The sequence below is a fragment of the Vibrio sp. Sgm 5 genome (assembly GCF_026241575.1).
GTDB classification, from domain to species: Bacteria; Pseudomonadota; Gammaproteobacteria; order Enterobacterales; family Vibrionaceae; genus Vibrio; species Vibrio jasicida.
Map to the genome: position 1 here is coordinate 1 of NZ_JAPHPY010000062.1, position 25,642 is coordinate 25,642.

General features: G+C 45.4%; 26 protein-coding genes. 5 read left to right on the forward strand and 21 right to left on the reverse strand.

What is annotated here, in order from left to right:
• The first annotated feature begins 299 nt into the window (after nt 1-299).
• Together emrD and OQJ86_RS23185 are read left to right on the forward strand one after the other, a co-directional pair.
• Nucleotides 300-1,505, forward strand: a complete 1,206-nt coding sequence (emrD, locus tag OQJ86_RS23180) for a multidrug efflux MFS transporter EmrD (RefSeq protein WP_045409448.1) — start codon at nt 300-302, stop codon at nt 1,503-1,505.
• Nucleotides 1,506-1,771: 266 nt separating this feature from the next.
• Nucleotides 1,772-3,937: a S9 family peptidase gene (locus tag OQJ86_RS23185; protein ID WP_265991341.1), complete on the forward strand. Its 2,166-nt coding sequence runs from the start codon at nt 1,772-1,774 to the stop codon at nt 3,935-3,937.
• Between the two features lie 179 nt (nt 3,938-4,116).
• Here OQJ86_RS23185 and OQJ86_RS23190 read toward each other — a convergent pair whose 3' ends face one another.
• The 20 genes from OQJ86_RS23190 to OQJ86_RS23285 form a co-directional block, all read right to left on the reverse strand.
• Entirely contained in the window at nt 4,117-5,097 is a 981-nt protein-coding gene (locus OQJ86_RS23190) for a porin (protein ID WP_265991343.1), read from the reverse strand.
• Nucleotides 5,098-5,313: 216 nt separating this feature from the next.
• Nucleotides 5,314-6,183, reverse strand: a complete 870-nt coding sequence (locus OQJ86_RS23195; RefSeq protein WP_265991345.1) for a metal ABC transporter solute-binding protein, Zn/Mn family — start codon at nt 6,181-6,183, stop codon at nt 5,314-5,316.
• A gap of 16 nt (nt 6,184-6,199) precedes the next feature.
• A complete protein-coding gene (locus tag OQJ86_RS23200) occupies nt 6,200-7,075 on the reverse strand; it encodes a metal ABC transporter permease (protein WP_045413497.1) in 876 nt (291 codons plus the stop codon).
• Nucleotides 7,075-7,800, reverse strand: a complete 726-nt coding sequence (locus tag OQJ86_RS23205) for a metal ABC transporter ATP-binding protein (protein WP_265991348.1) — start codon at nt 7,798-7,800, stop codon at nt 7,075-7,077. The genes OQJ86_RS23200 and OQJ86_RS23205 overlap by 1 nt, the downstream gene beginning before the upstream one ends.
• Nucleotides 7,800-8,726 (reverse strand): metal ABC transporter solute-binding protein, Zn/Mn family, encoded by a 927-nt coding sequence (locus OQJ86_RS23210; RefSeq protein ID WP_265991350.1) that lies wholly within the window; start codon nt 8,724-8,726, stop codon nt 7,800-7,802. The genes OQJ86_RS23205 and OQJ86_RS23210 overlap by 1 nt, the downstream gene beginning before the upstream one ends.
• Nucleotides 8,727-8,749: 23 nt before the next feature.
• Nucleotides 8,750-9,304, reverse strand: a complete 555-nt coding sequence (locus OQJ86_RS23215) for a DUF6162 family protein (RefSeq protein WP_104027517.1) — start codon at nt 9,302-9,304, stop codon at nt 8,750-8,752.
• On the reverse strand, nt 9,301-9,621 hold the full coding sequence (locus OQJ86_RS23220; protein ID WP_005438283.1) for a hypothetical protein: 321 nt from the start codon (nt 9,619-9,621) through the stop codon (nt 9,301-9,303). Before OQJ86_RS23220 ends, OQJ86_RS23215 begins: the two co-directional genes overlap by 4 nt.
• A 44-nt stretch (nt 9,622-9,665) precedes the next feature.
• Nucleotides 9,666-10,496, reverse strand: coding sequence for a DUF4198 domain-containing protein (locus OQJ86_RS23225; protein WP_265991353.1), 831 nt, complete (start codon nt 10,494-10,496; stop codon nt 9,666-9,668).
• Between the two features lie 16 nt (nt 10,497-10,512).
• The gene (locus tag OQJ86_RS23230) at nt 10,513-11,052 is read right to left on the reverse strand and encodes a DUF2271 domain-containing protein (protein ID WP_038868515.1); all 540 of its coding nucleotides are present in this window, start codon (nt 11,050-11,052) and stop codon (nt 10,513-10,515) included.
• 23 nt (nt 11,053-11,075) lie between these two features.
• The gene (locus OQJ86_RS23235) at nt 11,076-11,705 is read right to left on the reverse strand and encodes a PepSY-associated TM helix domain-containing protein (RefSeq protein WP_265991356.1); all 630 of its coding nucleotides are present in this window, start codon (nt 11,703-11,705) and stop codon (nt 11,076-11,078) included.
• Nucleotides 11,706-11,842: 137 nt separating this feature from the next.
• Nucleotides 11,843-12,700, reverse strand: coding sequence for a CPBP family intramembrane glutamic endopeptidase (locus OQJ86_RS23240; protein WP_265991358.1), 858 nt, complete (start codon nt 12,698-12,700; stop codon nt 11,843-11,845).
• A 174-nt stretch (nt 12,701-12,874) separates the two neighbouring features.
• Nucleotides 12,875-14,047 carry a tetratricopeptide repeat protein gene (locus OQJ86_RS23245; RefSeq protein WP_265991360.1) on the reverse strand — a complete coding sequence of 391 codons (1,173 nt, stop codon included), beginning with the start codon at nt 14,045-14,047 and terminating at the stop codon, nt 12,875-12,877.
• Nucleotides 14,044-14,664 (reverse strand): energy transducer TonB, encoded by a 621-nt coding sequence (locus OQJ86_RS23250; protein WP_265991362.1) that lies wholly within the window; start codon nt 14,662-14,664, stop codon nt 14,044-14,046. Before OQJ86_RS23250 ends, OQJ86_RS23245 begins: the two co-directional genes overlap by 4 nt.
• Nucleotides 14,664-15,068, reverse strand: a complete 405-nt coding sequence (locus OQJ86_RS23255; RefSeq protein ID WP_005438299.1) for an ExbD/TolR family protein — start codon at nt 15,066-15,068, stop codon at nt 14,664-14,666. The genes OQJ86_RS23250 and OQJ86_RS23255 overlap by 1 nt, the downstream gene beginning before the upstream one ends.
• On the reverse strand, nt 15,065-15,619 hold the full coding sequence (locus OQJ86_RS23260; RefSeq protein WP_009705136.1) for a MotA/TolQ/ExbB proton channel family protein: 555 nt from the start codon (nt 15,617-15,619) through the stop codon (nt 15,065-15,067). The genes OQJ86_RS23255 and OQJ86_RS23260 overlap by 4 nt, the downstream gene beginning before the upstream one ends.
• Nucleotides 15,619-16,986 (reverse strand): MotA/TolQ/ExbB proton channel family protein, encoded by a 1,368-nt coding sequence (locus OQJ86_RS23265; RefSeq protein ID WP_265991365.1) that lies wholly within the window; start codon nt 16,984-16,986, stop codon nt 15,619-15,621. The genes OQJ86_RS23260 and OQJ86_RS23265 overlap by 1 nt, the downstream gene beginning before the upstream one ends.
• Complete coding sequence (locus OQJ86_RS23270; RefSeq protein WP_045398895.1) at nt 16,987-17,754, reverse strand: DUF3450 domain-containing protein; 768 nt, start codon at nt 17,752-17,754, stop codon at nt 16,987-16,989. It abuts the gene before it with no gap.
• A gap of 75 nt (nt 17,755-17,829) precedes the next feature.
• On the reverse strand, nt 17,830-19,926 hold the full coding sequence (locus OQJ86_RS23275) for a TonB-dependent siderophore receptor (protein WP_265991367.1): 2,097 nt from the start codon (nt 19,924-19,926) through the stop codon (nt 17,830-17,832).
• 206 nt (nt 19,927-20,132) lie between these two features.
• A complete protein-coding gene (locus OQJ86_RS23280) occupies nt 20,133-21,506 on the reverse strand; it encodes a sensor histidine kinase (RefSeq protein ID WP_265991369.1) in 1,374 nt (457 codons plus the stop codon).
• Nucleotides 21,506-22,171, reverse strand: coding sequence for a response regulator transcription factor (locus OQJ86_RS23285; RefSeq protein WP_038868505.1), 666 nt, complete (start codon nt 22,169-22,171; stop codon nt 21,506-21,508). The genes OQJ86_RS23280 and OQJ86_RS23285 overlap by 1 nt, the downstream gene beginning before the upstream one ends.
• 287 nt (nt 22,172-22,458) lie before the next feature.
• On the opposite strand from OQJ86_RS23285, the gene OQJ86_RS23290 reads away from it, so the two are divergent.
• On the forward strand, nt 22,459-23,166 hold the full coding sequence (locus OQJ86_RS23290; RefSeq protein WP_038882195.1) for a glycerophosphodiester phosphodiesterase family protein: 708 nt from the start codon (nt 22,459-22,461) through the stop codon (nt 23,164-23,166).
• 29 nt (nt 23,167-23,195) lie between these two features.
• Here the strand turns inward: OQJ86_RS23290 and OQJ86_RS23295 are convergent, their stop codons facing one another.
• Nucleotides 23,196-23,678: a L,D-transpeptidase family protein gene (locus tag OQJ86_RS23295; protein ID WP_038868568.1), complete on the reverse strand. Its 483-nt coding sequence runs from the start codon at nt 23,676-23,678 to the stop codon at nt 23,196-23,198.
• 176 nt (nt 23,679-23,854) lie between these two features.
• Between OQJ86_RS23295 and OQJ86_RS23300 the strand changes: the two genes are divergently transcribed.
• Nucleotides 23,855-24,850 carry a 2-hydroxyacid dehydrogenase gene (locus tag OQJ86_RS23300; RefSeq protein WP_265991375.1) on the forward strand — a complete coding sequence of 332 codons (996 nt, stop codon included), beginning with the start codon at nt 23,855-23,857 and terminating at the stop codon, nt 24,848-24,850.
• Nucleotides 24,851-24,935: 85 nt separating this feature from the next.
• Nucleotides 24,936-25,292, forward strand: a complete 357-nt coding sequence (locus OQJ86_RS23305; protein WP_038868502.1) for a YibL family ribosome-associated protein — start codon at nt 24,936-24,938, stop codon at nt 25,290-25,292.
• The last annotated feature ends 350 nt before the right edge of the window (nt 25,293-25,642 follow it).

Here is a 25,642-nt window from a genome sequence, read left to right on the forward strand (position 1 = left end):
TTTAAACTACAAACCATCCTTGAAGGCTACGAGCTAGCAATGTCTCTTGAACACTAGACTTGTGATCAAGAGACAGGTCTCGGCTCCCTTTTCTGTTTTTAAAGCACCTCAAAATTAGATTAGTTTTTCTAATCCAAATCATAGATTTTTATCTTGCTCAACTTCACACTTTTTGATTGCTAAGTCGGCACTCAAGCTCTAATATCTCGCGCCTAGATTCCCTAATCGCCTTATTCATTTGGCTCTCCTTAATGGAGCGCTAAGGCTCTTTACGTCCTAATTTTTAGAGAGATACGCAAATGTCCGCCTCGTTTCCATTAGCGAAACTTACCTTTTTAATCGCAATTCTGACTGCCGTAGGTCAAATGACTCAAACGATGTACGTGCCTTCTATCGGTCATATGGCGGGTGAGTTCTTGGTATCAGCGTCGTCACTTCAAGCCGTGATGGCGTGTTACCTGATCCCTTACGGTCTATCGCAATTCATCTATGGTCCGCTTTCTGATCGCCTCGGTCGTAAACCAATTATCGTTGCTGGCTTGATCATCTACATTCTTGGTACTTTGGTGGCGCTATTTGCTCATGAGTACGAATGGTTTCTAGCGGGCAGCTTCATCCAAGGTTTGGGTATCGGCTGTGGTGGGGCTATGTCTCGAACTCTGACTCGTGACTGTTTTGAAGGCGCAGAGCTACACCGTGCAAACAGCTTGATCAGCATGTGTGTGATTTTCTCACCATTGATGGCCCCTGTACTGGGCGGTTACCTAACTGAAGCTTTCGGTTGGCGCTCTAGCTACTTATTCCTCGCACTATTTGGTATCGCGGTGGTCATTACCATGATGACAAGCATGATGGAAACCTTGCCGAAAGAGCGCCGCAAACATGAGTCTGTGGCAAAGAGCTACAAGTTCGTGCTTTCAGACAAACGCTTCCAAGGCTTCTTATTGGTGTTGGTGGCAACTTTCGCGGGCGTTGCAGTATTTGAAGCAGCAGCCGGTGTACTACTGGGCGGCGTACTTGGCTTGCCAGCAACCACTGTCAGTTTGCTGTTTGTTTTACCGATTCCGGGTTACTTAGTCGGCGCAGGTCTATCGAGCTATATCGCACAACGCCGTTCTGAGCGCCGTGCTTTGAATGTTGGTCTAGTCGCTATCTTAGTTGGCTCAGCAGTGGTATTGATTCCGGGTCTGTTTGGTCTAACAACGGCGTTGACTCTGATTGGCGGTGCAACCATTTACTTCTTGGGTGCGGGCATTTTGTTCCCCGCGGCAACAACAGGCGCACTTTCACCGTTCCCATACCATGCGGGCACTGGCGGTGCGATTTTGGGTGGTATGCAAAACCTAGGTGCGGGTATCGCGACGCTGTTGGCTTCGTTCTTCCCGGCACAAGACCAAATGCCGCTAGGTTGTTTGATGATGGCAATGTCGATCATCGCTATGCTTGGTTTGCGTTGGGTTAATCGCAAGCACGACCACTCAAATGAAATGCCATTGGCGATCTAAAATCTGACTCTCATCCCCCAAAAGGGACATGCTGAAAAGTGTGTCCCTTTTTTGTTGCACACATCTTACCCTTCAGCTCTCATTCACCAGCAATTGCATTTAACATCCCATCCAATCTTTGCTAAAAAGAACAGTTGCTTATACAGAAATTATTCGTTTGCCATTCGATATAAAGATATTCACTGGAAGAACACAAACGTACTTTTACTCGCAAGATAAATGAATGGCGAAACAACACGAGAAGAGTACACAATAAGGATACACAGATGCGTTTCACTTTAACCACGTTGGCCGTATCGGTCGCGCTAGTCGCCGGATGCAGCAATCAAGGATTACCAACCATGAACCATTACTCCCAATCGCAACTCGTCGCTCAACAAACCCAAGCTCCCGTTGCTAAAAAAGTCCCTCATGCAATGACGATTCATGGTGATACCCGAATCGATGATTACTACTGGATGCGAGATGACGAGCGCCAAAATCCAGAAATCTTGCAACACCTTGAACAAGAGAACCAGTACGCTGAAACCGTGCTAAAACATACAGAAGCACTGCAAGATCAGCTTTTTGAAGAGATCAAAGGTCGCATAGCGAAAGATGACAATTCCGTTCCGGTTCGTAAAGGCAGTTATTACTATTCGAACGAAGTCACAGGTGACAACGAATACGAAGTTCACCTACGTTCAAAAGACTTTGCAGGTAAAGATAAGCAAGTCATCTTAGATGTTAATGAGCTAGCGAAAGAACATGAGTTTTTCAGTATTGGCGGCTTAACGATCAGCCCAAATGAAAACTTGTTGGCTTATGGCGAAGATACGCTGAGTCGCCGTATTTACACCATCAAGATCAAAGACCTCACGACAGGCAAATATCTAAAAGATGAAATTGAAGGCGCGTCAAGTGCGATTGCGTGGCAAAACGACAACCAAGCTTTCTACTACATCAAGAAAGACCCGCAAACACTTTTAGGTTATCAAGTTTACCGCCATGTATTGGGAACACCTCAAACAAGCGATGAGCTGATCTACGAAGAAACCGACAGCGCTTACTACACCTTCTTAAGTAAGAGTAAAGACGGTGAGCAAGTTTACATTTGGCACTCAAGCACAGAGACAAGTGGCGTGTCTGTGATTGATGCTAACAACCCCAACGCCAAAGCCGAAGCTTTCTACCCTAGAGAGACCGGCATTGAGTACAGCATCGCCAAATTGGATGATTGGTACTACATCTACACCAACTACCAAGCAGTAAACTTCCGTTTAATGAAAGTGAAAGCGGAAGAGATGCATGACCGCTCTAAATGGGTCGATGTCATTCCCGCTAACGACAATTCTCAGCTAGTCGATTTCGACTTGTTTGACGATCACCTTGTTTATGAGCAGCGCACGAATGGCTTGTCGACCGTGAAGGTTCGTCAATTATCAACAGGTAAAGAGTTTCCACTCGAGTTTAATGATACGGCTTTTGCTGCTTACCTAACGGGCAACCTTGAACTAGACAATTCAAAAGTTCGCATCTACTACAGCAGCCTGACGACACCGGGGACTTACTACGATTTCGACCTAAATACAGGTGAGTCTGAAATCATGAAGCAAACCCCAGTACTTGGTGATTTTGATGCTGATAACTATCAATCAGAGCGCATCATGGTGACTGCTCGTGATGGTAAGCAAGTGCCAGTCTCATTGGTTTACCGCAAAGACCTATTCAAGAAAGACGGCACTAACCCAATCTACCAGTACGGTTACGGCTCATACGGTTCCACCATCGAGCCAACATTCCGCTCAACCCGCCTGAGCTTACTTGATCGCGGATTTGTATACGCAATCGCTCACATTCGTGGTTCAGAAATGCTTGGTCGTCCTTGGTATGAAGATGGCAAAAAGCTGACTAAACAAAACACCTTCAATGACTTCATCGACGTAACCAAAGGACTGGTTGAAGAAGGTTATGGCGCAAAAGATAAAGTGTTTGCTGTTGGTGGCTCTGCGGGTGGCCTATTGATGGGCGCTATTATCAACCAAGCACCAGAGCTCTACCGTGGTATTGGCGCGCACGTTCCGTTTGTTGACGTAGTGACAACCATGTTGGATGAGTCGATTCCTCTCACGACCAACGAATACGATGAATGGGGTAATCCAAACGACAAAACCTACTACGACTACATGCTGAGCTACTCACCGTACGACAACGTGGAAGCTCAGAATTACCCGAACATGCTAGTGACAACGGGGTTGCATGACTCACAAGTTCAGTACTTTGAGCCAATGAAGTGGGTCGCCAAACTTCGTGAAATGAAGACTGACGATAACGTCTTGCTATTCAAAACCGATATGGAAGCAGGCCACGGTGGCGCTTCTGGTCGATTCAAAAGATTAAAAGAAGACGCGCTTGAGTACGCTTTCTTCCTAGATCTGTTGGAGACCAAATAAGCTTTAGTCGTCATTCGCTATGAGTCACCGAAAACAATGCCCGCTTTTAAGCGGGCATTTTCAATCTAGATACTCGGTAACATAACTCAGCTGAGCTAAACAGAAAGAAAAACGCCTACTCACAGCGAGTAGGCGTTAACACAATAAATGTGTTTAGGCAGTAGAAACTGTCCTATTTATTAGAAGTAGTAACGAGCACCTAGAGTCCAGTAGTCGTTTTCTTCGTTGTTGTAGTCGTTACCTAGATCAAACTGGTAAGCAGCAAACGTGTAGAAAGATGGCGTCACTGCATACTCTGCTTGTAGAGCCGTTTCGCTAGTAACTGTCTTGTTGTCTTTCTCGTCTTCCACGCCTTCGTAGTTAACACTGAATGTCCAGTTGTTAACGCCGTAAGCCAATAGACCTTCAAGCTGGCTTGTTTCTTCACGCATATCGTAGAAGTAGTCATTCATGCCATATACTAGTGCTGCGTATAGACCTGAACCATAAGTACCGTAGTTAGCAGAGAATACGTGAGAAGTTGCTGACTCGTTTTTAGCACCAACCTCAACGTCACCACCACTGTATACGTAGCCTAGACCGAAGCCTGCAAGCTCAGTGCTTAGAGCGATTTGACCGCGTTGGTCATAAATTGATTGTTCACCCTGCCAGCCTAGACCAACGTTCAGACCAAACCCTTCACCAAACTGAAAGCCCTTGCGGTAGCTAAGCATTTTGTCCGCACGTGCAGTACCTAGGTTGCCTTGGTTGTCGTATAAGAAGTCATTGGCAAACGCGATTGGTAAATCCGCAACGCCTGCTACGTCATAGTATGGAGCCCACTGTGTACCAGCAACAAGACGGCCGTACTGCTCGTGAGTAGCACCAATGTAACCTAGACGTGTTTTGAATGAAGTATCGCCACCATTAAGGTAGTTCAGTGCCCATTCACCTTTAGCATCGATAGTTACGCCGTTACCGATGTCTTTTTTACCACCGATGTTAATACGAGGAGATACTTGGTGAACTTTAACTTCTTCTTCAAAGTACTCACCAACGCCCACAGATACGTGGCCGCCGATAGAAAGAGATGTGCCGTCGCTGTTGTAAACTTCTGCTGCGAAGACCTGAGAACCACCTGCTAGTGCCGCCACTGCAACGGCTAGAGTTTTCATTTTCATTGTTAACATCCATATAGTTGTTTGTACTGGTTCGCCCCGACAACAAAAGCAAAAAGCATCAATCGCAACGAACAGATAACAAAGTAGTAATGAAATATAAATGAAACAAATACTTTCTTATGCAACTGGTGTTATTTGTGGTTGATTTTTGATCTTGATCCCATAAAAAAAGGGAACTTTTCAGTTCCCTTCATAATTTATGTGGTACTTTACGTGTTACAACTGCCAGCGTGCGAGTGGCTTCTCAGTTTTGATACCTTTACTGCCCCATCGGTCAATAACATCAATTTGCAGTATGCGGTCCTGTGAAACTAATGAAGTTAACGTTTTTGACGGGCGTTTATCAGTGATCAGCCACAGAGTTTCATCTTCCTCAAATTGAGCTTTTAAAGATAGTTTCTCTGCCTCTGACCATTCCAATTCTGGTTTGAATTGGCGATCGACCACAAACAGTTGGTTTCCTGATGCAAAATCTTCTAACGATTCACCCAACAATACCACCGAATCGATCTCTTTTTCGAAAATTACTTCTTGTTGTTGATTGATCAGTTCCCGTACGTCCAGCATCAAGGCTTGCTGGTTCTTTTCAATCTGAGCTTGATGTTGAGGGTATACCTTTTGTAGGTCCTCACCAACAATCGCTGCCATTCGAATCAAGTTACTCGGATTCATCCACGCGTATTTCGACGTTTCGCCATTATCCAACATTAATGCCGCAACGCCTTGCGCTCTCGGTGAAATCGCTTGAGAGGCATCAATCTCTATCAAGCGCACATTTCCCTGACGCGCATACACGAATGTAGGGTCTTGATGCCAAACAGCACCTAATGTGATCGCTACCGTTGCATTCTTTCCTGCTGTGGTAACTTGTTCAGTTCCTTTACTTGCAAACCAATTCGCCAAACGCTCAATCCCATAACGTTTAGGCGGCAAGTAAGTCGTCTCGATATCCGTACCTTGCATCAACTGTTCAGCCAACATGTAGGTCACAGGAGTGCTCGTAACGATGTCTTTGGCAAAAGCAAACGGCGCAGTTGTACTCGCTATTGCCAAGCTCAATCCCATAATTATCTTTTTCGTGTTCATATTCGAATATCCAGATTTAAGCTTTACGCACAATGCGATACATGGTTGCAGTTAAGAAGAAGGTTGCCGAAACAATGATGATCGACGCGCCAGATGGCACAGGGAGTTCCAACTCCATCGGTAAGACCGTACCAACCAAGCACGCAATGGTCGCCAGCAGTGATGAGAGCAACACAAAGCTCCCCATTCTCTTCGTAAGAAGACGGGCTGTTGCACCAGGAATCAGCAGTAATGCCCCTACTAATACAGCGCCAATGATCTTCACCGCCGCAATGGTCACAAGCGTGATCATCATAACGAACAAGTAATCGTAGAAGCTGGTATTGAATCCACGGACACGCGCGATATCTGGGCTGATGCAAGTCAGTAATATGCGGTTAAATGTCGGAATCAAAAGCAATAAAATGATCAAGCAACTCACGGCCAGAATCGTAATGTCTCTGTCTGTTACCGTCAGGATTGAACCGAATAGAACATTCTCCAGCATGTGGATGTTGATCTTTCGTGCCACGTACATTAGCAAGGCAGCACCAACGGCCAAAGCCAGTGCTAGGAACACACCGACCAATGTATCGTAAGGAACATTGGTTCGATTTCGCACGAAATGCAGCAACAGTGCGAAGATCATGCAGAAGCTAAATAATCCAATGAATGGGTTTTCTGGTGGCTCACCCAGCAACACACCAATAGCGATACCCGTAAGCGCGGCGTGACCAACAGCTTCTGAAAAGAACGCTAAACGCTTCGCGATGACTAGTGTGCCTAACCCCCCTAACAAGGGACCAAGAATGAGCGCAGCCACTATCGCGTTGACCATAAACGCGTAAGCAAAACTGTCGCTTAACCAACCCGCTTCCACACCATGCAGAGCAAGCTCTCTTAACCAATCCATTACGCCGCCTCCACTTTTGCTGTGTAGTGCTTAAATAGAGATTCAATACGTTCTGGACTTAGCACTTCAGAGTGGTGCCCTGACGCCACGATTTGACGATTCACGACATGGACCTGAGCATCCAAACGACGTACAGCCGTCACATCATGATGCACTGCGAGCACGGTTTTACCTTCAGCAACCACTTCATGAATCAAACCTTCTAAGTAACGAACCCCTTGCTCATCCATGCCAGTCGTTGGCTCATCAAGCACCAACAAACTTGGATCGTCTAATAAAGCTTGAGCGAACAAAACACGCTGCTGCTCACCACCCGATAACTGTCCCATTCGGCGATCACTACGAGAAGCCATGCCAACACGCTCTAGTTGATCAAGCGCTTGTTGAGTTTGCTTGGTCTTACGTCGCCAAAACAGCGGCACTCTGGTTTGGTTAAGCAAAACGAAATCCATAACCGTGAGCGGCAGGCTGGCTTCAAACATGGCTTTTTGCGGTACATAGCCGATTTTCGTTGCATGGTCGCAGTCTGGCCAATGGACAGAAATGTCACCAGTAAATGGGGTTAACCCCAGAACAGAGCGCAAAAGAGAGGTCTTCCCACCACCGTTAGGCCCCATGATGACGTGGCATTGACCAGCTTCAAATTGGGTTTGAATGTCTTGTAGAATCAGGTTGTCGCCATATTGAAGGCTTACCCCGTCGAGAGAGATAGAAGGCCCTAACATCAAGCTTTCTCCTGTTCGTGCTTGCTTGCAACGAACTTCATCGCTTCAATAAGAGTTACGACGTTCTCACGCATTTCGATTTCCACCTTATCGGCTTCATACTCTCCATGAGTCATGTGAGAAAAACGGTAAAGCTGTACACCAGTAGCTTCTTCAATCGTATCCACAAAGCGGTTTGGCATGTTTAATTCGTAAAACAGCACATCAATACCAGATTGACGAATCTTCTCTATCGTTTCTTGTAACTGGCTTGCGCTTGGCTCTACACCATGAGCAGGTTCGATAACTGCTGCGACGTCAACACCGAATTCCTGCAAAATATAGCCGTAAGCGTTGTGCGTAGTAGCGACCTTCATACCTGCAGTATCAAGTTGCCCTAAAGACAACATGGCATCACGCTTCAAAAGGCGGAATGTTTTTGCGTAAGAGCGCGCATTCTTGCGATAAAACGCCGCGTTTTCTGGGTCGAGCTTGCTTAGCTCACTCGCAATCGTGTAAACCTTTTGAATCGTGGTCGATAAGCCAACAAACGTATGCGGGTTAACTGCGCCTTTACCGACTGATTGACCCATCGCAGGTAGCAGTGGCACTTCTTTGTTCGCCTCTATCACCACGAGGTCGTCACGTTGTGCAGCTTGAATCACTTTAAGAGCAAAATCATCGTGACCGATACCATTGACGACTATCACATCCATTTGCTTCAAGCGCTTTAAGTCATTCGGTTGAGGTAGATAGTTGTGGGGATTAAAGCCAGCATCCACCAAAGGTAGAATTTCGGCTTTGTCACCGACTACAGCTTTTACATAGCTGTAGTAAGGTTGAAGCGTAATACCAATATTGAGCTTATCTGCTGCAAAGCTCGATGAAGCTACAGCCAGCAATGCACTAGCCGTTATAATTCGACGTAGAAAAGATCGTTTCATCATAGTTGTTATCGTTTAAATTGAGCTTAATGGGCGTGAGCATTTGAAGACGTAGCAGGGACAAGAACAATTTGTTGCCAACCTTGCTTCTGGCGTTCACTTATCTCCACAAGAGATAAATCAGACGCCTTTGTTGTAGACTGAATAAACCAAATGTCGGCGTGTGCATTACGACTATCAAGAAGCATTGAAGCCGCCCCTTTTTCATCTTGTCTTATACCAAGGTAAATACCAGCATCTAAGCGTTGCCATTGATGAGAGCCTTTTCGCTGCCAGCTTTGGTCTTGCACAAATGGGGCAACCCAAAATTCTTCCAATTCGCCGACGTCAGGCCACTCGCCAGCATCTAGATGAAGATCTCGAATCTCTTCATGTGCCAACTTTAGCTCGGCGATCATCGCAAGTTCTTCTTGTTCAAGATCAGTGATGAGCACTTGATGAGACTGCACGTCAGTATGTTCAGTTTCTGTCTGATGATGAGGCAGCAAAATCGTGGAGACAGCAAGAATACCTGCGATGGTTAGAGCAACCCATTTACCTTCTCGACTGCCGTTATCCGGTCTGATCTTCTGGGTAATCATTTCTCTTTTAACTCAACGATATCCACTTCTACTGGGTTTTCATGCCCCGCATCGAAAACCAAATAAAAATCGGTTTGAGGATGTGTGAACTCAGCAATGGAGCGTTTATCTGTCGTTACTTTGGCGATCAAGTTGTCGTCGTAATCGTACATTTCAACGTCATAGTCCACTGCGGTAGAACCGTCTGAATAGCCTGCCTCGCAAATCACTTTATCTTGCTCTAAATGGCAACTCATCAATGGAAAGTGCGCGAACGCTTGAGAAGAGATAAAACCAGCAACCAATACTGAGGTTTTAAGAATAGAAACGTTTTTCATGATGCATCCAAATTGGCTCAGCGAAGGGCTGAGCCAAATTTTGATTAGTTAAGTTGAGTTTCAAACGTTAGGTGAACGTTCATGCTTGCTTTGTCTGCAAGTGGATCGTTTTTCAGCTCACCCTTGTAGTTTGCTTTCATTAGGTAGCGACCCGCTACATCTGGAGTGAAGGTGATTTTTCCATCCTTGTCACTGACCACATCGATTTGCTCTTGGTGGTTACGATACAGAGTACCTTCACGCGTAATTTCCGCCGTGACACCTTGCTGAGGCTCGCCGTTAAAGAAGAATTGGAATGTTACTTCTTCACCTTCAATAATGTCTGAAGGGTGCGTAATCGGCTTCATTTCCAACAGCTTACCTTCAATCTCTAGCGCCTTTTCTGTTGGCATACCAACCGTTACATAGCTTTCTGCACGTGTGTAACTAAGTTGGGTAACAAAATCACGTGCCTTTTCAGGAATCACACTTGCGCGATCTGCTTTGCTCGCTTTTGCCCACTTAACCGTGTCACGACGGCCTGCTTTGTACTGGGTGTAGTAGCTAGGTTGGTTATTGATAGCCACTTTGTGTGTGCCTTCTTCTTCGAAGTAGAAGTCAAACATCGAACGGCGCTTGCCGCGTACCACAAAGTTCGGACGCTCAGAACGACCATCTGGCATGATCACGAACGCTTGCTCGCTACCTGCAGGCTTGTCGAATACAAACGTACCGTGAGACGCTGTCACGTCGAACGTTAGCCAATCACCGCCTTCTTTTGATACCGTAAAGTGAGAAGGGAGAACCCAACGAGGGTGCGCTTGTGCTGTTGTCGCGGCCGCTAGCCCCATTGCCATTACACTTGCTAATGCCACCGCTTTCATCTTGGTTTTCATTGTTATTCCTTCTCTATCACTTAATTTGGTAATTGACGGTAATGACACCCGTCTCTTCCGTTGGTTTTATTTGGTAGCGTACTTCACTGTCCGCTAACTGCATTTTTTGACGTAAGTAATTACGGCCACCGTGTTCACGCACGACTTCGACATGTAAGGTGTAATTACCCTGCTCGAGTCGTTGACCATCATCATTAGTGCCATCCCAAACGAATCGGTATTGGCCTGCAGGTCGAGTTGCTGACGTTACGGCATCAACCAATTCGCGATCGTAACGACCCACTTTGCGCCACCAGCTGCGAAGATCTTTCAACCACTCATCTTTACCAACCCAAAGCTGAATGGTTTTGACTGGTTTACGCTTTTCATCTTCGATCCATACTGCGACATAAGGTCTTGCGTACATCGAGGTATCAATCTTTGGTAACTCAAACTCAAAGTCGACTTTGGCATTATCTGGAAAGGGAGCGGCCATAAGCGGTAAAGGAGATAAAGCCGCGATCAATGCAGCTTTACTAAACGGGTGACGGCGAAAAATTCGGCCTATGTTTAACATTGGTTTTTTCTCTGAATAGGCTGTTATGGCACAGCAAAAAAATAAATAACGAGCGACAACGCAGTGCCAAAACTCATCCACTGCATTGATGTTCTAAAAGTCTTTTTCTTTGGAAGCAGCAAACACACACCGGTCAGCACAAAAAACACCATTAGCAGGGCTGTTATGTCGATAAACCATTTCCACGTATCGCCACTGTTGCGACCTTTATGTAGGTCGTTTAGCAGCGCAACCATGCCGTAGTTAGTGGTTTCAACTTCAGCTTCACCCGTCGTCATATCGACGAAAACGGTGGCGTTGTAGCCTGGGCCTTTGAAATCTAAAGAGAGTTCACCAATCATCAATTCACCACCCTCAACCTCGGTATACACATCGAATGCTGATGGTGTGCCTCGTAGATCTGTTTCTTGTGTTAAGAAACTCAACAGGGCAGAGCGATTAGGTTGGAAGCTTCCCTCATTCGCAAATAGTTGCTCTGAAGGAACAGTGAGTGTGTGTTGCTGAATGATGGGTTCACTGCGCTCAAACAGTTCTGGGCGGTTCAACGTAATACCAGTTAACGCAAAAAACAGCGTCACCAATAAAAGAGCCATAGAAATATAAATGTGCAGACGGCGTGCCCAAGTTTGGACGCCTTTGCTTTTGAGCAACATAGAAAACAATCATCACCAGTAAATGAGGGAGTAATTTAGGTGATAATCATTCGTATTGGCATTTAATTTACATTGTTTACGTTTGGTCAAAAAGCATTGCTCCCGTCGATACTGACAGGAGCAAATGGGAGGAGGCGTTATCGAGCTAGAATGGGATAAGTAAAGAAAAGCAAGTGACAGAAATTAAACGCGAAGTGCGCGAGCACAGCGCACCATAAACGGCCAGTAAAATGGAACACCAAACCGTACCCAGCCCCAGCAAGCGCGGCAAATACCATTAATAGTGGGCCACCAGCAAAATGAGCCAAACCAAATAAAAGACTCGCTACTACCAAGCCGACTCGCCAGTCAAAACGGCGGGACAGCGACTGTTGTATAAATCCACGAAATAGCGCTTCTTCTGCCACACAAGTCAGGACTAAGTTGTTCAAAGCAAATAACCACCACCAAGATGGCAAACTCAATTCAGGCTTTAAAGCTCCAAGCACTGACGCAATAGGCAGCAATAAGAGCAAAGGAATCATCACCAGCAATGCCGGTTTGACTCTTACTTTTGACTCACCACCTAGCAAAATCGGATAAGCCAGTAAGAGTGCAAAGAAGGCAAGCGGCTTGTCTAAGTTAAGGTACATAGAGAATGGAGCACTTAACGGCCCCGCAGATACCTTGTCGAGCACTTGCAGATTATTGAATCCTGGGATCAGATGGACAAACAACAGAGCACACCAAGCAATCACGATTCCCCACCCCAAATAGAAAATGGGTTTCGTTTTTGGCTTCGCTTTTAGCCTTGAAGCGAGACTGGGAATTCGGTATGACACGCCAAGCACAAACAAAGAGCCGACCAAGGCGATAAGCTCAATACGGCCAAGAATGAAGCCACTAACCAAGGTGATGCCAAGCAATACGAGTGCGACTCCAGTATGGCGGAGAAAAGCCGCTGCTATCGCCAAAATTAACGGGCACCATAGCCAGATGTCAGAATCGAGAATCATTGTATTATCCTTATAAACAAAAGCTGACGTTCCAGTCTTATCGCTGGATAGCGGTAATATAACGTTATGATATTTAAAAAGAGATCGAACCAGACTCAATATTTACAAACAAAAAGACCCGAGATATAACCCGGGTCTTTCGATCGTTGATGCATGTTCTATTATCACATGGACTTAGCTATTCTGGCTCGCTTTCGCTTTACGCAACTGAGATAGGTATTTCACCCAACTCTCAGCTTGAGTTGAGGGCTCAATCTCATTGGCGCGTTTTGCGTTGGCAAGTGCGTCTTCAATGCGTTTCAACTTGTAATAGGCACGAGTTTTAACCAATGCCACATCCGCTTTGCGACCAGAGACTTTATCCAATGCAAGCAGAGCATCTTTGTAGTGCCCTTCTTGGACAAGTAACTGAGACAAGTTCCAATAGTATTGGCGATCCAGCTTCGCGGCTACGCGCCAACTCGCTATCGACTTATCCCACTCTTTCGCCATTTGCCAGTAGGTAGCTTGCTGCGCTTTAAGCTTGCTGTCTGAGTTAACGTCATTTAACTCACCCAACACTTTTGCTGCACGCTCTGGAATACCGCGCTTGCCATATAGCTGAGCAAGAAGTTTTAGGTCATCTTGGTTCAGCTCTACGCCTTTCAGCTTGGCAAGAGCCAAAGCATCAAGAGCACGCTTATCATCATCCACACGTAGATACAGAGCAACAAGCTGACGCCACCATTCCACACGCTCTGGCTCGATCGCAATCAAACGTTTGATCGTGCCAATCGCAGGCTGCCACTTTTTCAGCTCTAGCTCTGCAGATAGCTTGATGGACAGTGGTGCCATTTCGTCTGGCTGGCCATATTTCTCATAACGAGCCATTGCAGAGAGAACTTTATTCCACTGACTTAACTGGTAATGAGACTGTGCAATACGCAGCCAAATTTCATGCGCCTTTTGGCTCTCTGGAACGGATTTACTCAAGTCGTAATAATGTGGCAAAGCTTTAGAGAACTGCTGTTCATTTAGCAACATATCAGCCAACATTTTGCGCGTTTGCCAAGCTTGCTCATCTTCCAGAAGACCACTGTTTACCGCAATCTCTAGCTGTTTAATTGCAGACTTAACTTGCTCATTCTGCCAGTAGAAAATACCCAGCATTCGCGCCACAAACGCTTGATCGTAACCACGAGATAAATCGAGGCCTTCAAGAGTTGAAATGGCTTCTTGCAGCTTTTCTTCTTGCGCTAGGTTATGAGCGCGTTGAACACGAGTCGCCGTGTATTGACTCAGTTCATTCGCGACGGTGGTAAAAGCACTTAGGCTTAATACCGCACCGATTAAGAATTGCTTCATCATTTGGCTAACTTGAACTCCACTTTAGCGGTTTGTCCGAACTGCTCAATTGAGACACCATCTTCAACTTTCGGTTGATATTTCCATTTCTTCAGCGCTCGAATCGCTTCTTTTTCGAAGATACGTTTTGGCTTAGCGTCAATCACTTCGATGTCTTTAGGGCGGCCTGTCGCGTCAATGGTAAAGCGCATCACTACGTAACCTTCCATTTTACGTTTCAGTGCTTTGCTTGGATAACGAGGATCAACGCGGTACAGAGGCAATGCTTGCTGGTTACCCATCGTGCCTTTTAAATTAGGAGCACTGATCGCAATGCCATCCAGAGTCGTGTTCAAACCCAATGCGCTGATTGGCGTCACTTGGCTCATCGGCTCTACTTGGGTTTCCGCTTGAGACAAATCCATCGGTTCTGGTGCTTTTGGTGGTTCTGGCTGTTCAGGAACAGAACGTTGACGACGTTGAACATCAGCATCATTTTCGACCATCACCATGTCAAAGCGCACCGCCTCTGACGGTTGAGGTGCGCGTTGATTGCCTTTATCGACCATCCACGCCATAAAGCTAAACAAGCTCACCGCAATCAGAATTGACGCTGGTAGCGCGAGTAGTAGCCTGCCCATTAAGGTTTCTCCGCCGCCAACGCGATATTCTTCACACCAGCACCTTTCGCCGCATCCATCACCTTCACAACCGTTCCGTTGTATGCATGTTCATCCGCTTGAATGACAAGTGATGCCTCTGGTTGCTCAAGTAACAAGTGCTCAATGGTCGCTTCTACACGTTCGATATCCACCAAACGTTTATCGATGTACACGTCGTTCGCCGCTGTTACCGCAATAAAAATGCCTGCGTCTTTTTGGCTAACCACATTCGATGCTTGTGGGCGGTTAACTTCTACACCTGACTCACGTACAAATGAACTGGTCACGATGAAGAAGATCAGCATGATAAACACGATATCCAGCATCGATGTTAGATCGATCTGCGCTTCATCTTGTTGATTATTTCTACGTCCGAGTCTCACTTCTGACTCCTTAAAGATTGTTCTAACTGGAGGGCTTTACGCTCACACACTTTGCTCAAACGTGCATGGACAAACATGCCTGCAAGTGCCGCAACCATGCCTGCCATAGTTGGCAGTGTTGCAAGTGAAATGCCTGAAGCCATCAATTTTGGATTGCTACTGCCTTGTGTGGCCATCACATCAAAAACTGTGATCATGCCAGTCACCGTACCTAGCAAACCTAACATCGGGCAAATCGCCACGAGTACTTTGATGGTTGATAGGTTTTGGCGCAGTTCAATGTGTGCTTTTGCAATCCATCCTTCGCGGATTTGATGCGCGTACCAAGAGTGGTGGTCAGGTCTTGCTAGCCACTGCTCACAAAGCTGTTTCTTCACCTTCGGAAACTCCGTTGTCAGGTAAAGTACACGCTCCATAACCAGTAGCCAGCACACCGCAACAACGGCCGCTAGCCACCATAGGATTTGGCCACCTTGCTGCATAAAGCTCATCAAGGTTGAGGCCCAATCCTCACTGATCAAACCCAATGTGTTGAGTAGGATCTGCTCCATTACGCTGCGTTCTCCGCTGTCGTGTTAGGGTTGTTTTTGCCTTTTGGCATATCGCGCTCAGCTTGTTCCGCAACAAGACCAATGCCTTGCTTTTCAAGAATATTGCGAATGTTCTCTGCTTGAGAGCTCAAGACGTTATGAGCAAGAAGCAATGGCATTGCCGCAACAAGACCAAGAACAGTTGTAACTAGCGCCATAGAGATACCACCTGCCATGACTTTTGGATCGCCATTACCAAACTGAGTGATCACTTGGAACGTTTCGATCATGCCTGTTACCGTACCCAATAGACCAAGCATCGGTGCTAGAGCTGCAAGCAATTTCAGCATCGACAAGCCCTTCTCAAGGTGAGTTTGCTCGTCAACTACCGCTTCTAATAAGCGAAGCTCTAATGCTTCAACGCTACGATGTTTGTCTTTTTGGTACACCGCAAGGATACGACCAAGCGGGTTGTCTTCTGGCTGAGTTGGGTTCTTTAGCTGTTTGGCGATTTTTTGACGAGCAATCATCAATGACACACCACGAACCAACGCGATGATCAAACCAACCGCTAATAATCCAAGAATGATCTGACCAACGACACCACCTGCATTCAGGCGATCCGCCATTGTCGGTGAATTTGCCAATTGCTCAAGCAAAATGCCGCGTGATGGGTCAATCGCTAAAGAATCGATTTCACCCGAGTTCAACGAGCTTGCTGTTGGTCCATTTTCTGGTTGGCGGAGGTAGCTCACTGCATCGCCGCGTTGGCCATTCCACTTCACGTAACCAGCATCATCCAGTAGTGCCATTGAGCCAAGGCGAACGCCGTTGACCGTTTGTTCACGACCTTCACCATCAAGCAGAGTGAATGACACCTTCGCCATCTCACCACTTGCTTTAACTTGTTCTTCCATACTGCGCCACATCGCTTGAAGCTGAGGCAAAGTAGGCAGGGATTTCGCCGCAACGATATCATCGATGTTTTGTTGGAAAGTGTTCGCATCTACACCAGTAACTGAGTGCTTAAGTTCTGCTTCCAGCTCTTTTGCGTTTTGACGAACAACACCAAACAACTCACCCAAGCTACCTGTTTCTAAACGTAGTTTTTCTTCTAGTTGAGCCAGTTCTGATTCGTTTTCACTAAAAGTAACACCAAGCGTGTCAGCTTCTGCTTGTAGCGCCGCACGTTCTGCTACAAGCTTATTTTTCATTGCCTGTAGCTCTTGCTGAGTTTTGTTAAAACCAGACTCACGAGCCACGTTATGGGATTGCTGTTGGCGATTTTCTTGTTGTGCTTTTTGCAGCAGAGCGTCACTCGCAAACGTCGTATGCGGTAAAAGCGCAGCACTAGAAATCAACGCAACCGATAGCCATTTCTTCATCATTTATTTGCCCTCCGCTACGTTTAGAGACACTGGCAGAGTTAGCATGCTTGGTGCGATCTGTTTATTTGCCATGGCAAACGCTTTATCGAGTTCAGATTTTTGTTCTGAACCAACGGACTGCCATGCGTTCTGTTGTTGTGACCAGCTCCAGAACTGTTCACCAGATAGGCTACGTGCAACTAGCGACACGCGACCTAAGTAAAGAATATCAGCCTCAACTTGGTCGTTACCTTCCAATGCAATCTTGCCTTGGTAGATACCAATCTTAGTGCCGTAGTCCATTTCGATTTGGTACGCTTCTAGAATACGACGGAACTTCTCAGCATCCGCGACATCTGCTCGAGTCATCATGGCATCAAGCTTAGCAATACGCTCCTCACGCTGCGCTTTGCGGATCGGCTTATCATTCGCAACGATAGTCTTTAGACCATCCAGCATGTGATACATAAGCGGGACCACACCTTGACGAGTTTGAGCGATTTGCTCAATTTGCTCATTCAAACTTGCCACTTCCTCGTTTTGGCTATCAACAAGGTTTGAAAGGTGGTCGCGATAAATCGTCAAGTTGCTGACTTCTTCATTCAACTGTTCAATTTCAGCTTCTAGTGACAAAGACTTCTCAGCACTTGCATCGATACGCTTCTGGCTTACCGCAGACGCTTGGTTAGTTTTACTCTGCACAGCTTGAGCATCGTTAAGATTTTCCGCTTGAACGGGAATCAAAACCGATGTGATCAACAGAGCGATACTTGATTTCATTAGATTCATACGAGTTATATTTTCTGTTTTCCAAAAACGACTAAAGGGGAAGACAACTCTTCCCCTTTAAAAATCAGTTTGTTATCAGTACTTGAACTGAATTGTCGCCATGTAGTTTCGGCCCTCGCCTATCACTACACCGCTAGCTCCTTCTTGTTTACTGTTGGTGCTACCCCCACCTGCTAGGTAGTCAGTATCAAACAAGTTTTCTACATTGAATCGAGCCACAATATCTAAGTTCTCATCATACTTGTGAGTGTACGCAACGCCCATATCAATACGTGCATACCCATCTTTCTTAAATGTGTTCGCTGCGTCACCGTAGCGCTCACCTTCATAAATCAGACCTAGGTTCACATCTGTGTTGTTCTGAACTTTGTAGCTCGACCAAACACTTGCTGAAAACTCAGGAACGTCCGCTGGACGGTTGCCTTTGTAATCCGCACTTTCTGTAATTTCTGCGTCTAAGTACATTGCAGAAGCCGTTAGCGAAAGTTCTTCAGTAACAAAACCTTGCGCTAGGATTTCTGCACCGCGGTGTACTTGCTCACCATCTTGAGTCTTCTTGTACATAACGTCACCGCCGGCATTAACGCCGTCTTCAACATCTAATGCGATATTTTCTAGAGTGATATCAAACACAGCACCAGAAACAAGCAGACGTTCATCGAACAGTTCCCACTTAGTACCCACTTCATAAGAGATACCACGTTCTGCGTCTAGCTCTTCACCATCGTTGGTGTAATCAGTACTGTTTACCGTGCCTTGAGGCATAAAGCTCTCAGAGTACTGAACGTAAATAGAACCGTTGCTTGCAGGGTGGAAAATCACACCTAGTTTTGGTGATACTTGGCTTTCCGTTAGATCATCGCTGCGCTTTTCATCGTAACGAACACCTGCAAGTACCTGCCAGTAATCGTTAATTGTCATCATGTTTTGTGCGTAGATACCCCAAGTATCATATTCGCTTGTTGGCCATCTCTTTGAGCTTGTTGGCTCTGGCTTCACAACCGTCTCACCAGCTGGTACATACTCGCCATCATGGAAAGCCATAAAACGGTCGTAGCTGTAATCCAAGTAGTTTGCACCGACTAAGAAAGTGTTATCTGTACCAAACAGAGAAAAGTCAGTCGTCACATCTACATAAGCAGTATCAAATACCCAGTGATCAGAACGCTCGTTACCCTTGTGCTTGATCGTACCGTTTTCTTCGTACATATCGAATTTAGGGTAAGACTCTACATCGAAACGTTTAAAGTCTTGACGGTTGTAACCCGCTTTAACATTCACGTTGTCTGTCACTTGAGCATTGATGTCGATACCATAGTTTTCAACATCGTTGTCAATCTCTGACCACTGTGCATCCCAGATGTACTTGTCACCACGAACGGCTTTGCCATCAACGATGTAAGCACCGGAATCAACGCCGCCGTCATCTTTCGTACGGTCATAGTGTGCTGAAACCATGACGTTTTCTGTGATGTCATATTCCACGACCAAACCACCTACTACGCGGTCAGTTTGTGGCTCTGTACCATCACCGTATTTACGCCATGAGCCGTAGCTTTCTTTTGCAAGAATCGCACGCGCACGTAATGTTTCAGCATCATTCAGCGCACCACTGACATCTAGTACAGTTCGTGAATGATCATTTGAGCCGATATCTTGGCTTAAGCTTGCTTGCGTTTCTGTTGTTGGCTTCTTAGAAACCATGTTCACAAGACCACCTGGTTCTGACTTACCGTAAAGTAGACCTGATGGACCTTTAAGAACTTCAACACGCTCTAAAAGCTCAATTGGTTGACGGTAGTGTGACCAATGCTGACGACCATCACGTAGGAAGCCGTCTGAACTGCTCAGTTCAAAACCACGTAGCGAGAAACGCTCACGGTTACGGCTTGTACCGCCCGCACTAACACTCGCGTCATTTTGTAGAACTTCACCTAACGTGCTTGCACGCTGCTCATCGATTACCGCTTCATCAATCACAGCAACTTGTCCTGGAGTTTCCAGTTGCGTCATTTCCATGCGCATTGCTGTTGTATTCGTATCCGCTTTGTAACCGAATTCGCGACCTTCTACGACTAGGTGCTCATCCGTATTTTGAACTTCTGCCACTGCCACTGCCGGTGCTGCTAGCACCGCACCGATCACTAATGCCAATTGGCTCTTAGAAAACATACCCATTCACTCCGATTATTGGGTAGCACATAACTGCTATGTGGTTCCCTCTTAGTTATTTCGCGAGTGAATATAAGTGATAACTATTACTATTTGCATTAAATTTACATTCTTTGCATTCGTAAAGTTTTGTAAAGCGGTAAAGGGTCATACTCGCCAACAATCGAGATCTAGATCACATTAAATCTGCACTTTTGACATGAATTTTACTGTCTAAAAAGTAATGTCACTACAAGCCCGCCTTCTGAACGATTGCTTGCAACGACTTTCCCACCCATCATTCGCATGGATTCTTTTACAATGGCCAACCCCAGACCGTAACCACCTAACTTTTTGTCTCGGGAAGCATCTAATCGTGTGAACGGGTCAAAGATATCTGTCAGTTTATCTTGTGGAATGCCGGGTCCATTGTCGGCTATCGTCACGGCTAAGTAGCTGTGCTTGTCCGTTGTTTTGTTCGCCAGAGAAACATCAATCTGGGCTGACTTACCAGCATACTTAATGGCATTGCCAATCAAATTATTCAAACAACGCACGACGAGCGTATCATCACATTGCGCTTTTGTTCTTGTCGCCTCAGAAACAAACGTAAGGTTTTGCTGTATTTGCAAATCGATTTTGCAACGTTCTACTTGAGGCGCCAATAGTACTTCTAAATCGCTGCGTTTTAATTCCGTATCGTAGCGAGCATTCTCTAAACGGCTGAATTCCAGGATTTCACCAATAAGATGATTTAGCTCATTGGCCTCTTCTTCCATACGCGTCACTAGGGTTTGTTCATTTTCCCCTACTCGCTTGCGCAATAGATGTAACACTAAATTTTGGCGCGCTAATGGTGTACGTAACTCATGGGAAACATCACGAATCAAGCGACGCTGCTTTTCAGCAAGAGAATGAATCTCTTTTGTCATGTGGTCGAAGTCTTGCGCTAATTCGTTGAATTCGCGGGTGTTCGACTTAAGCTCATCCACCACACTGACGTTAAAGTCACCATTCGATAGCTTTTTACTGGCTTCTCTTAAGCGGTCCAATGGTTGTTGTAAATTCCGTGCCATTAACAAAGAGAACAGCGCCAAGATGACCGCCGCAATCACAACCTTTAATACAGAGAAATAAAGGATGAAATCATGAGCCGGGTGCAAACGATGAGGCAACTGAATCACTAGGCTGTTGTTTCCGACAAGAGGAATATTGAATATCGGACGACTTACTCGGCCTTCCAGTTGTTCGTCCAAACGTCGCTTAAATTTCAACTTGAATTCAAAGTGAGGGTGCATCAAACGGTGTGTAAGAGGGCGCTGATTTTCGTCGAGTACAAACAAGTAAAAGTGCTGTGCATTTGCCCAATCGGCCAGCTCGTCCATGTCACCTTCTTCGATCAACACGTTAGCTTGATGCGCTAAGTCCAACATTTCAGTCTTTACACTAGCAGGTACCTTTAGCATGGCTTTGACTAGGGCTTGTTCGGCAACCGCTTGAACAGCCAAGATGCTAATGACGATAGCCGTCATGTAACTAAAAAGCTGAAATGCGAGGCTGTCTCTTCGTTTCACAAAGTAGGATGGACACACAAATCGCATTAGCCAGTCACAGCCTCTAAGTAGCTATAACCCTTACCACGAAACGTTTTGATGTGCTGTTTGGATAAGCCCGCTTCAACTAACTTACGACGAATATTACTGATATGCATATCGAGGTTACGGTCAAAAGGACTCAACTCTTTCTTTAGAACTTTGGTCTGCAGTTCCGCCTTAGAGATTACCACGCCTTGGTTTTTTACTAGGTAGCACAATAGTTCAGCCTCTGTACCAGTCAAAGGAAGGCTGTTGAGATGGTCACTCATGCTCTGTACAGTACAACACATAGCCTGTCGTTGACGCTCTAAGCCAACACGACGAAGAATCGCCTTAATACGCATAAGCAGTTCGGGGACGTTGAATGGCTTACCGATGTATTGGTCAGCGCCAGCTTGGTAGCCATCAAGCATCGAGTTCTCATCGTTTAATGCCGTCAACATCAGTATAGGGGTAGCGAATCGTTGGCAAATACGGCGAGCCACCTGCATACCACTGAGGTTAGGTAACATCACATCGAGTAAGACGAGGTCAACAGGCGTTTTTTCCATGTACTGTAACGCGCTTTCACCACAGTGAACTGACGAGACCGTATACCCTTCTTCTTGTAACACGGCTTCCAATAGTTCACACAACGGAACATCGTCATCTACGACCAAAATTCGTGACATCATCCACTACCAGTTAAATAAAAATGGTTCGCATTCTATTACTCATTTGCAGATTAAACAACTATAGTTTTTAGGGTTTTTGAACATAAAAAATACCAAAAAAGCCCTTATCAAAAAGAGCTAAACAAACCAATTAGTTATGTTCTCATCGCCGCTGTTTATAGATGAAGTACCTTTCTTTAATATGCATCGATAATTATTGGATACCACAAGAAACAAAACTCGCACTCTATTTTCCATAAAAAAGAGTACAATTCTGTGCAGTTTCTTATTGAGCATAGACGTATATGACAACGCTATTGATTGGCCACCGAGGTGTGGCAGGTAAGTTCCCCGAAAATACGAAAGTCAGCGTTCAAGCTGCGATCGATTTAGGGTTAAATTGGGTTGAAGTCGACGTACAACCGACCAAAGACAATGTACTGGTCGTTTGCCATGATCATACCGTGAACCGCTGTAGTAACGGTAAAGGTCGAGTTGACCAAATGACATTATCTGAGCTCAAAGCGTTAGATTTTGGTCGTTGGTTCGGCGATGAATTCGCCAATGAATCCATCATGACACTATCTGAGCTCCTAGAGCTTGCTGCAGAAAATGACCTAAATCTTAACATCGAGGTTAAAGTAGATCATCACTCTGCCAATGACGTTGCTCAAATGGCGGCTAAAACTCTTCTAGACGGTCCTTTACCAAAAGAACGCATCCTTTTATCAAGCTTCAGTCATGACGTAATTAGAGCACTGCACAAGCATTGTGAGGGTTATAGACTAGGTGTGCTAAGTGAATTCTTTAGTCGAAAAGACCGATTATTGCTCGAAGAAGTAGATGCCTACAGCTGTAACCTCAATATTAACTGGGTTCGCTCACGCCAAATCAATAAGCTACAAAAAGCAGGCTACAAGGTGATGTGTTACACAGTGAACAATCCCAAAAAACTAAAACATCTGCCAATGTTGGATGGCATCTTTAGTGACCATCCAAGTCGTTTTATGTAGTAGCTGAGATGTCGATATTAGGAACTTCATTACCATTCAATAGTAATTGGGGTTCCCATTTTGACTAGCTTGATAAATTCGTCCATTTCTTCGTTAGTAATGGCAATGCAACCGTTAGTCCAATCGAAGCTTTGAATAAATTGAGGTGATTGAGTCTCACCATTTTTAAGACCGTGAATTTTAATTGCCCCTCCAGGTGCAACACCGCGACGATGCGCTTCCAAACGATCAATCGCATCAGGGTAACTGATATGCACAGAACGGTAGAAAGCAGAATCGTTGATCACGTAATCTAACGTGTAATCACCTTCTGGAGTTCTATTGTCACCCTCTTCTTGCTTGTGCCCTTTTGGATTAGCACCCAATGCGATGCGATACTCTTTTACGACCTCGCCATTCTCCATCAGGTACATCCTACGCTTCGACTTATCAACTTTTACCAAATCGACCGCTGCGTGAGCACCGGACATAAACGTACAACACAAGATCAAAGACAACCATTTTACTGACATCGCCAGAACGCCTAACTCATCCACTTAAGGGGAACACAAAAAAGAGCAACCATGCTAGTCAGATGGTCACACTAAAGCAAACTTAATGTGTGCAAATTTAACTACTCATTACACTAAAATTGGCTTACTTTATAAGGAGATTACTTTACAAATTCAGCACAAATAGAGAGGGTATTATGCTCAACATTGCTTTTTTCAGTGCAAAATCCTATGACGAAGCCTCTTTCAACAAAATCAAAAACAACCGGGACTTCGAATTTCACTATCATGATTTTAGATTAACGTCTAAAACTGCAAAAATGGCACAGGGTTGCGAGGTTGTTTGCGCCTTCGTAAACGATGACCTGTCTGCTCCAGTTCTAAAACAACTTTCCATTGGCGGCACGAAACTGATCGCGATGCGTTGTGCAGGTTTCGACAAGGTTGATTTGGAAGCGGCGAAAGAACTTGGTTTACAAGTTGTCCGCGTTCCTGCCTATTCTCCAGAAGCCGTGGCAGAGCACACTGTCGGCATGATGATGTGTCTGAATCGACGCTTGCATAAAGCTTACCAGCGTACTCGTGACGCAAACTTCAACCTAGAAGGTTTAGTCGGCTTTAACTTTTATGGCAAGACTGTTGGTATCGTAGGGACAGGTAAGATAGGTATCGCCACCATGCGCATCTTTAAAGGGCTAGGGATGGAAGTCTTATGCTACGACCCATATGAAAACCCTCTTGCGTTGGAGATGGGCGCGCGTTACTGCTCTCTTGAAGAGATCTATGCTAACGCAGACGTCATTTCTCTGCACTGTCCAATGAGTGAAGAAAACTACCACCTATTGAATGAAAACGCCTTCGTTCAAATGAAAGACGGTGTCATGATCATCAATACCAGTCGTGGTGAGTTACTTGATTCTGTAGCTGCCATTGAAGCGCTTAAACAAGGCAAAATTGGCGCGCTCGGCTTAGATGTTTATGACAACGAAAAAGACCTGTTCTTCCAAGATAAATCGAACGATGTCATCGTGGATGACGTATTCCGCCGCTTATCAGCTTGCCACAATGTGCTATTTACTGGGCATCAGGCCTTCTTGACCCATGAGGCTCTAAACAACATCGCTTCTGTTACGCTAAATAACGTCGAAGCGTTCTTTTCAGAGCAGGCTTCAGGCAATGAATTGATCAAGTAAAGTGGGGATATCGAGCAGTATAGTAGAGCGTTGAATTTCAGCTATGCTATACTCCTCGACCATAAAAAATTTGAGTCTAATTACCATGAGCATTAAAACTGACATTCAAAAGCTGCACAACCGTTTAGATACTTGCCAACGTAAACTTGATGCGGCGCGTTCTCGTGGTGATCACGAAATGATTACTAAATTCACGAATGAAGTTGATGACTTAACGAAGAAGCTGAATCAACTTAAGCACAAGCAAACATACGAGCTAAACAAAGAGCGTAAGAGCCTGCTTGATATGCCATTCTCTCGTGAAATCACTAAAGCAGAACAAGCAGATATCGGCAAGCTTAAGAAGCGTGTGAAAGGTCTAGTTATCGTTCATCCACTGACTAAAGTTGGTAAAGAACTTCGCCTAGATGCAATGACAGGCTTCGCACCAAAAGAGTTTTAATAACTCTATTAAGCAACGGATATTGAAAAGCCCAAGCTACAAGCTTGGGCTTTTTTATGCCTAAAATTCAAAAAGTTAAGCTTAGAGCAACCACCACTTTCGAATGCTAAAAACGACGAAAGCCCGCTGATTTTTCAGCGGGCTTTCTATGTGGTGGCCTAGTTCTGGAATGCCTAGCCTAGGGTTGTGACTAACTGGAACTTAATGCAAATCCCGTCTAATTCTCAAACGTCAGAAATGAAAAAAGCCTCGCTATTTCTAGCGAGGCTTCTCAATAGTGGCGGAGAGATAGGGATTTGAACCCTAGGTACGCTATTAACGTACGCCGGTTTTCAAGACCGGTGCTTTCA

What these genes read in the sequence shown, in the direction of transcription:
- OQJ86_RS23290 (WP_038882195.1), top strand. Translation starts at nt 22,459, where the DNA reads ATGACAACGCTATTGATTGGCCACCGAGGTGTGGCAGGTAAGTTCCCC.
- OQJ86_RS23270 (WP_045398895.1), bottom strand. Translation starts at nt 17,754, where the DNA reads ATGAATCTAATGAAATCAAGTATCGCTCTGTTGATCACATCGGTTTTG.
- OQJ86_RS23220 (WP_005438283.1), bottom strand. Translation starts at nt 9,621, where the DNA reads ATGAAAAACGTTTCTATTCTTAAAACCTCAGTATTGGTTGCTGGTTTT.
- OQJ86_RS23235 (WP_265991356.1), bottom strand. Translation starts at nt 11,705, where the DNA reads ATGTTGCTCAAAAGCAAAGGCGTCCAAACTTGGGCACGCCGTCTGCAC.
- OQJ86_RS23300 (WP_265991375.1), top strand. Translation starts at nt 23,855, where the DNA reads ATGCTCAACATTGCTTTTTTCAGTGCAAAATCCTATGACGAAGCCTCT.
- OQJ86_RS23260 (WP_009705136.1), bottom strand. Translation starts at nt 15,619, where the DNA reads ATGGAGCAGATCCTACTCAACACATTGGGTTTGATCAGTGAGGATTGG.
- OQJ86_RS23285 (WP_038868505.1), bottom strand. Translation starts at nt 22,171, where the DNA reads ATGTCACGAATTTTGGTCGTAGATGACGATGTTCCGTTGTGTGAACTA.
- OQJ86_RS23240 (WP_265991358.1), bottom strand. Translation starts at nt 12,700, where the DNA reads ATGATTCTCGATTCTGACATCTGGCTATGGTGCCCGTTAATTTTGGCG.
- OQJ86_RS23250 (WP_265991362.1), bottom strand. Translation starts at nt 14,664, where the DNA reads ATGGGCAGGCTACTACTCGCGCTACCAGCGTCAATTCTGATTGCGGTG.
- OQJ86_RS23230 (WP_038868515.1), bottom strand. Translation starts at nt 11,052, where the DNA reads ATGTTAAACATAGGCCGAATTTTTCGCCGTCACCCGTTTAGTAAAGCT.
- OQJ86_RS23200 (WP_045413497.1), bottom strand. Translation starts at nt 7,075, where the DNA reads ATGGATTGGTTAAGAGAGCTTGCTCTGCATGGTGTGGAAGCGGGTTGG.
- OQJ86_RS23295 (WP_038868568.1), bottom strand. Translation starts at nt 23,678, where the DNA reads ATGTCAGTAAAATGGTTGTCTTTGATCTTGTGTTGTACGTTTATGTCC.
- OQJ86_RS23205 (WP_265991348.1), bottom strand. Translation starts at nt 7,800, where the DNA reads ATGTTAGGGCCTTCTATCTCTCTCGACGGGGTAAGCCTTCAATATGGC.
- OQJ86_RS23275 (WP_265991367.1), bottom strand. Translation starts at nt 19,926, where the DNA reads ATGTTTTCTAAGAGCCAATTGGCATTAGTGATCGGTGCGGTGCTAGCA.
- emrD (WP_045409448.1), top strand. Translation starts at nt 300, where the DNA reads ATGTCCGCCTCGTTTCCATTAGCGAAACTTACCTTTTTAATCGCAATT.
- OQJ86_RS23195 (WP_265991345.1), bottom strand. Translation starts at nt 6,183, where the DNA reads ATGAACACGAAAAAGATAATTATGGGATTGAGCTTGGCAATAGCGAGT.
- OQJ86_RS23245 (WP_265991360.1), bottom strand. Translation starts at nt 14,047, where the DNA reads ATGATGAAGCAATTCTTAATCGGTGCGGTATTAAGCCTAAGTGCTTTT.
- OQJ86_RS23185 (WP_265991341.1), top strand. Translation starts at nt 1,772, where the DNA reads ATGCGTTTCACTTTAACCACGTTGGCCGTATCGGTCGCGCTAGTCGCC.
- OQJ86_RS23215 (WP_104027517.1), bottom strand. Translation starts at nt 9,304, where the DNA reads ATGATTACCCAGAAGATCAGACCGGATAACGGCAGTCGAGAAGGTAAA.
- OQJ86_RS23305 (WP_038868502.1), top strand. Translation starts at nt 24,936, where the DNA reads ATGAGCATTAAAACTGACATTCAAAAGCTGCACAACCGTTTAGATACT.
- OQJ86_RS23280 (WP_265991369.1), bottom strand. Translation starts at nt 21,506, where the DNA reads ATGCGATTTGTGTGTCCATCCTACTTTGTGAAACGAAGAGACAGCCTC.
- OQJ86_RS23265 (WP_265991365.1), bottom strand. Translation starts at nt 16,986, where the DNA reads ATGATGAAGAAATGGCTATCGGTTGCGTTGATTTCTAGTGCTGCGCTT.
- OQJ86_RS23190 (WP_265991343.1), bottom strand. Translation starts at nt 5,097, where the DNA reads ATGAAAATGAAAACTCTAGCCGTTGCAGTGGCGGCACTAGCAGGTGGT.
- OQJ86_RS23225 (WP_265991353.1), bottom strand. Translation starts at nt 10,496, where the DNA reads ATGAAAACCAAGATGAAAGCGGTGGCATTAGCAAGTGTAATGGCAATG.
- OQJ86_RS23210 (WP_265991350.1), bottom strand. Translation starts at nt 8,726, where the DNA reads ATGATGAAACGATCTTTTCTACGTCGAATTATAACGGCTAGTGCATTG.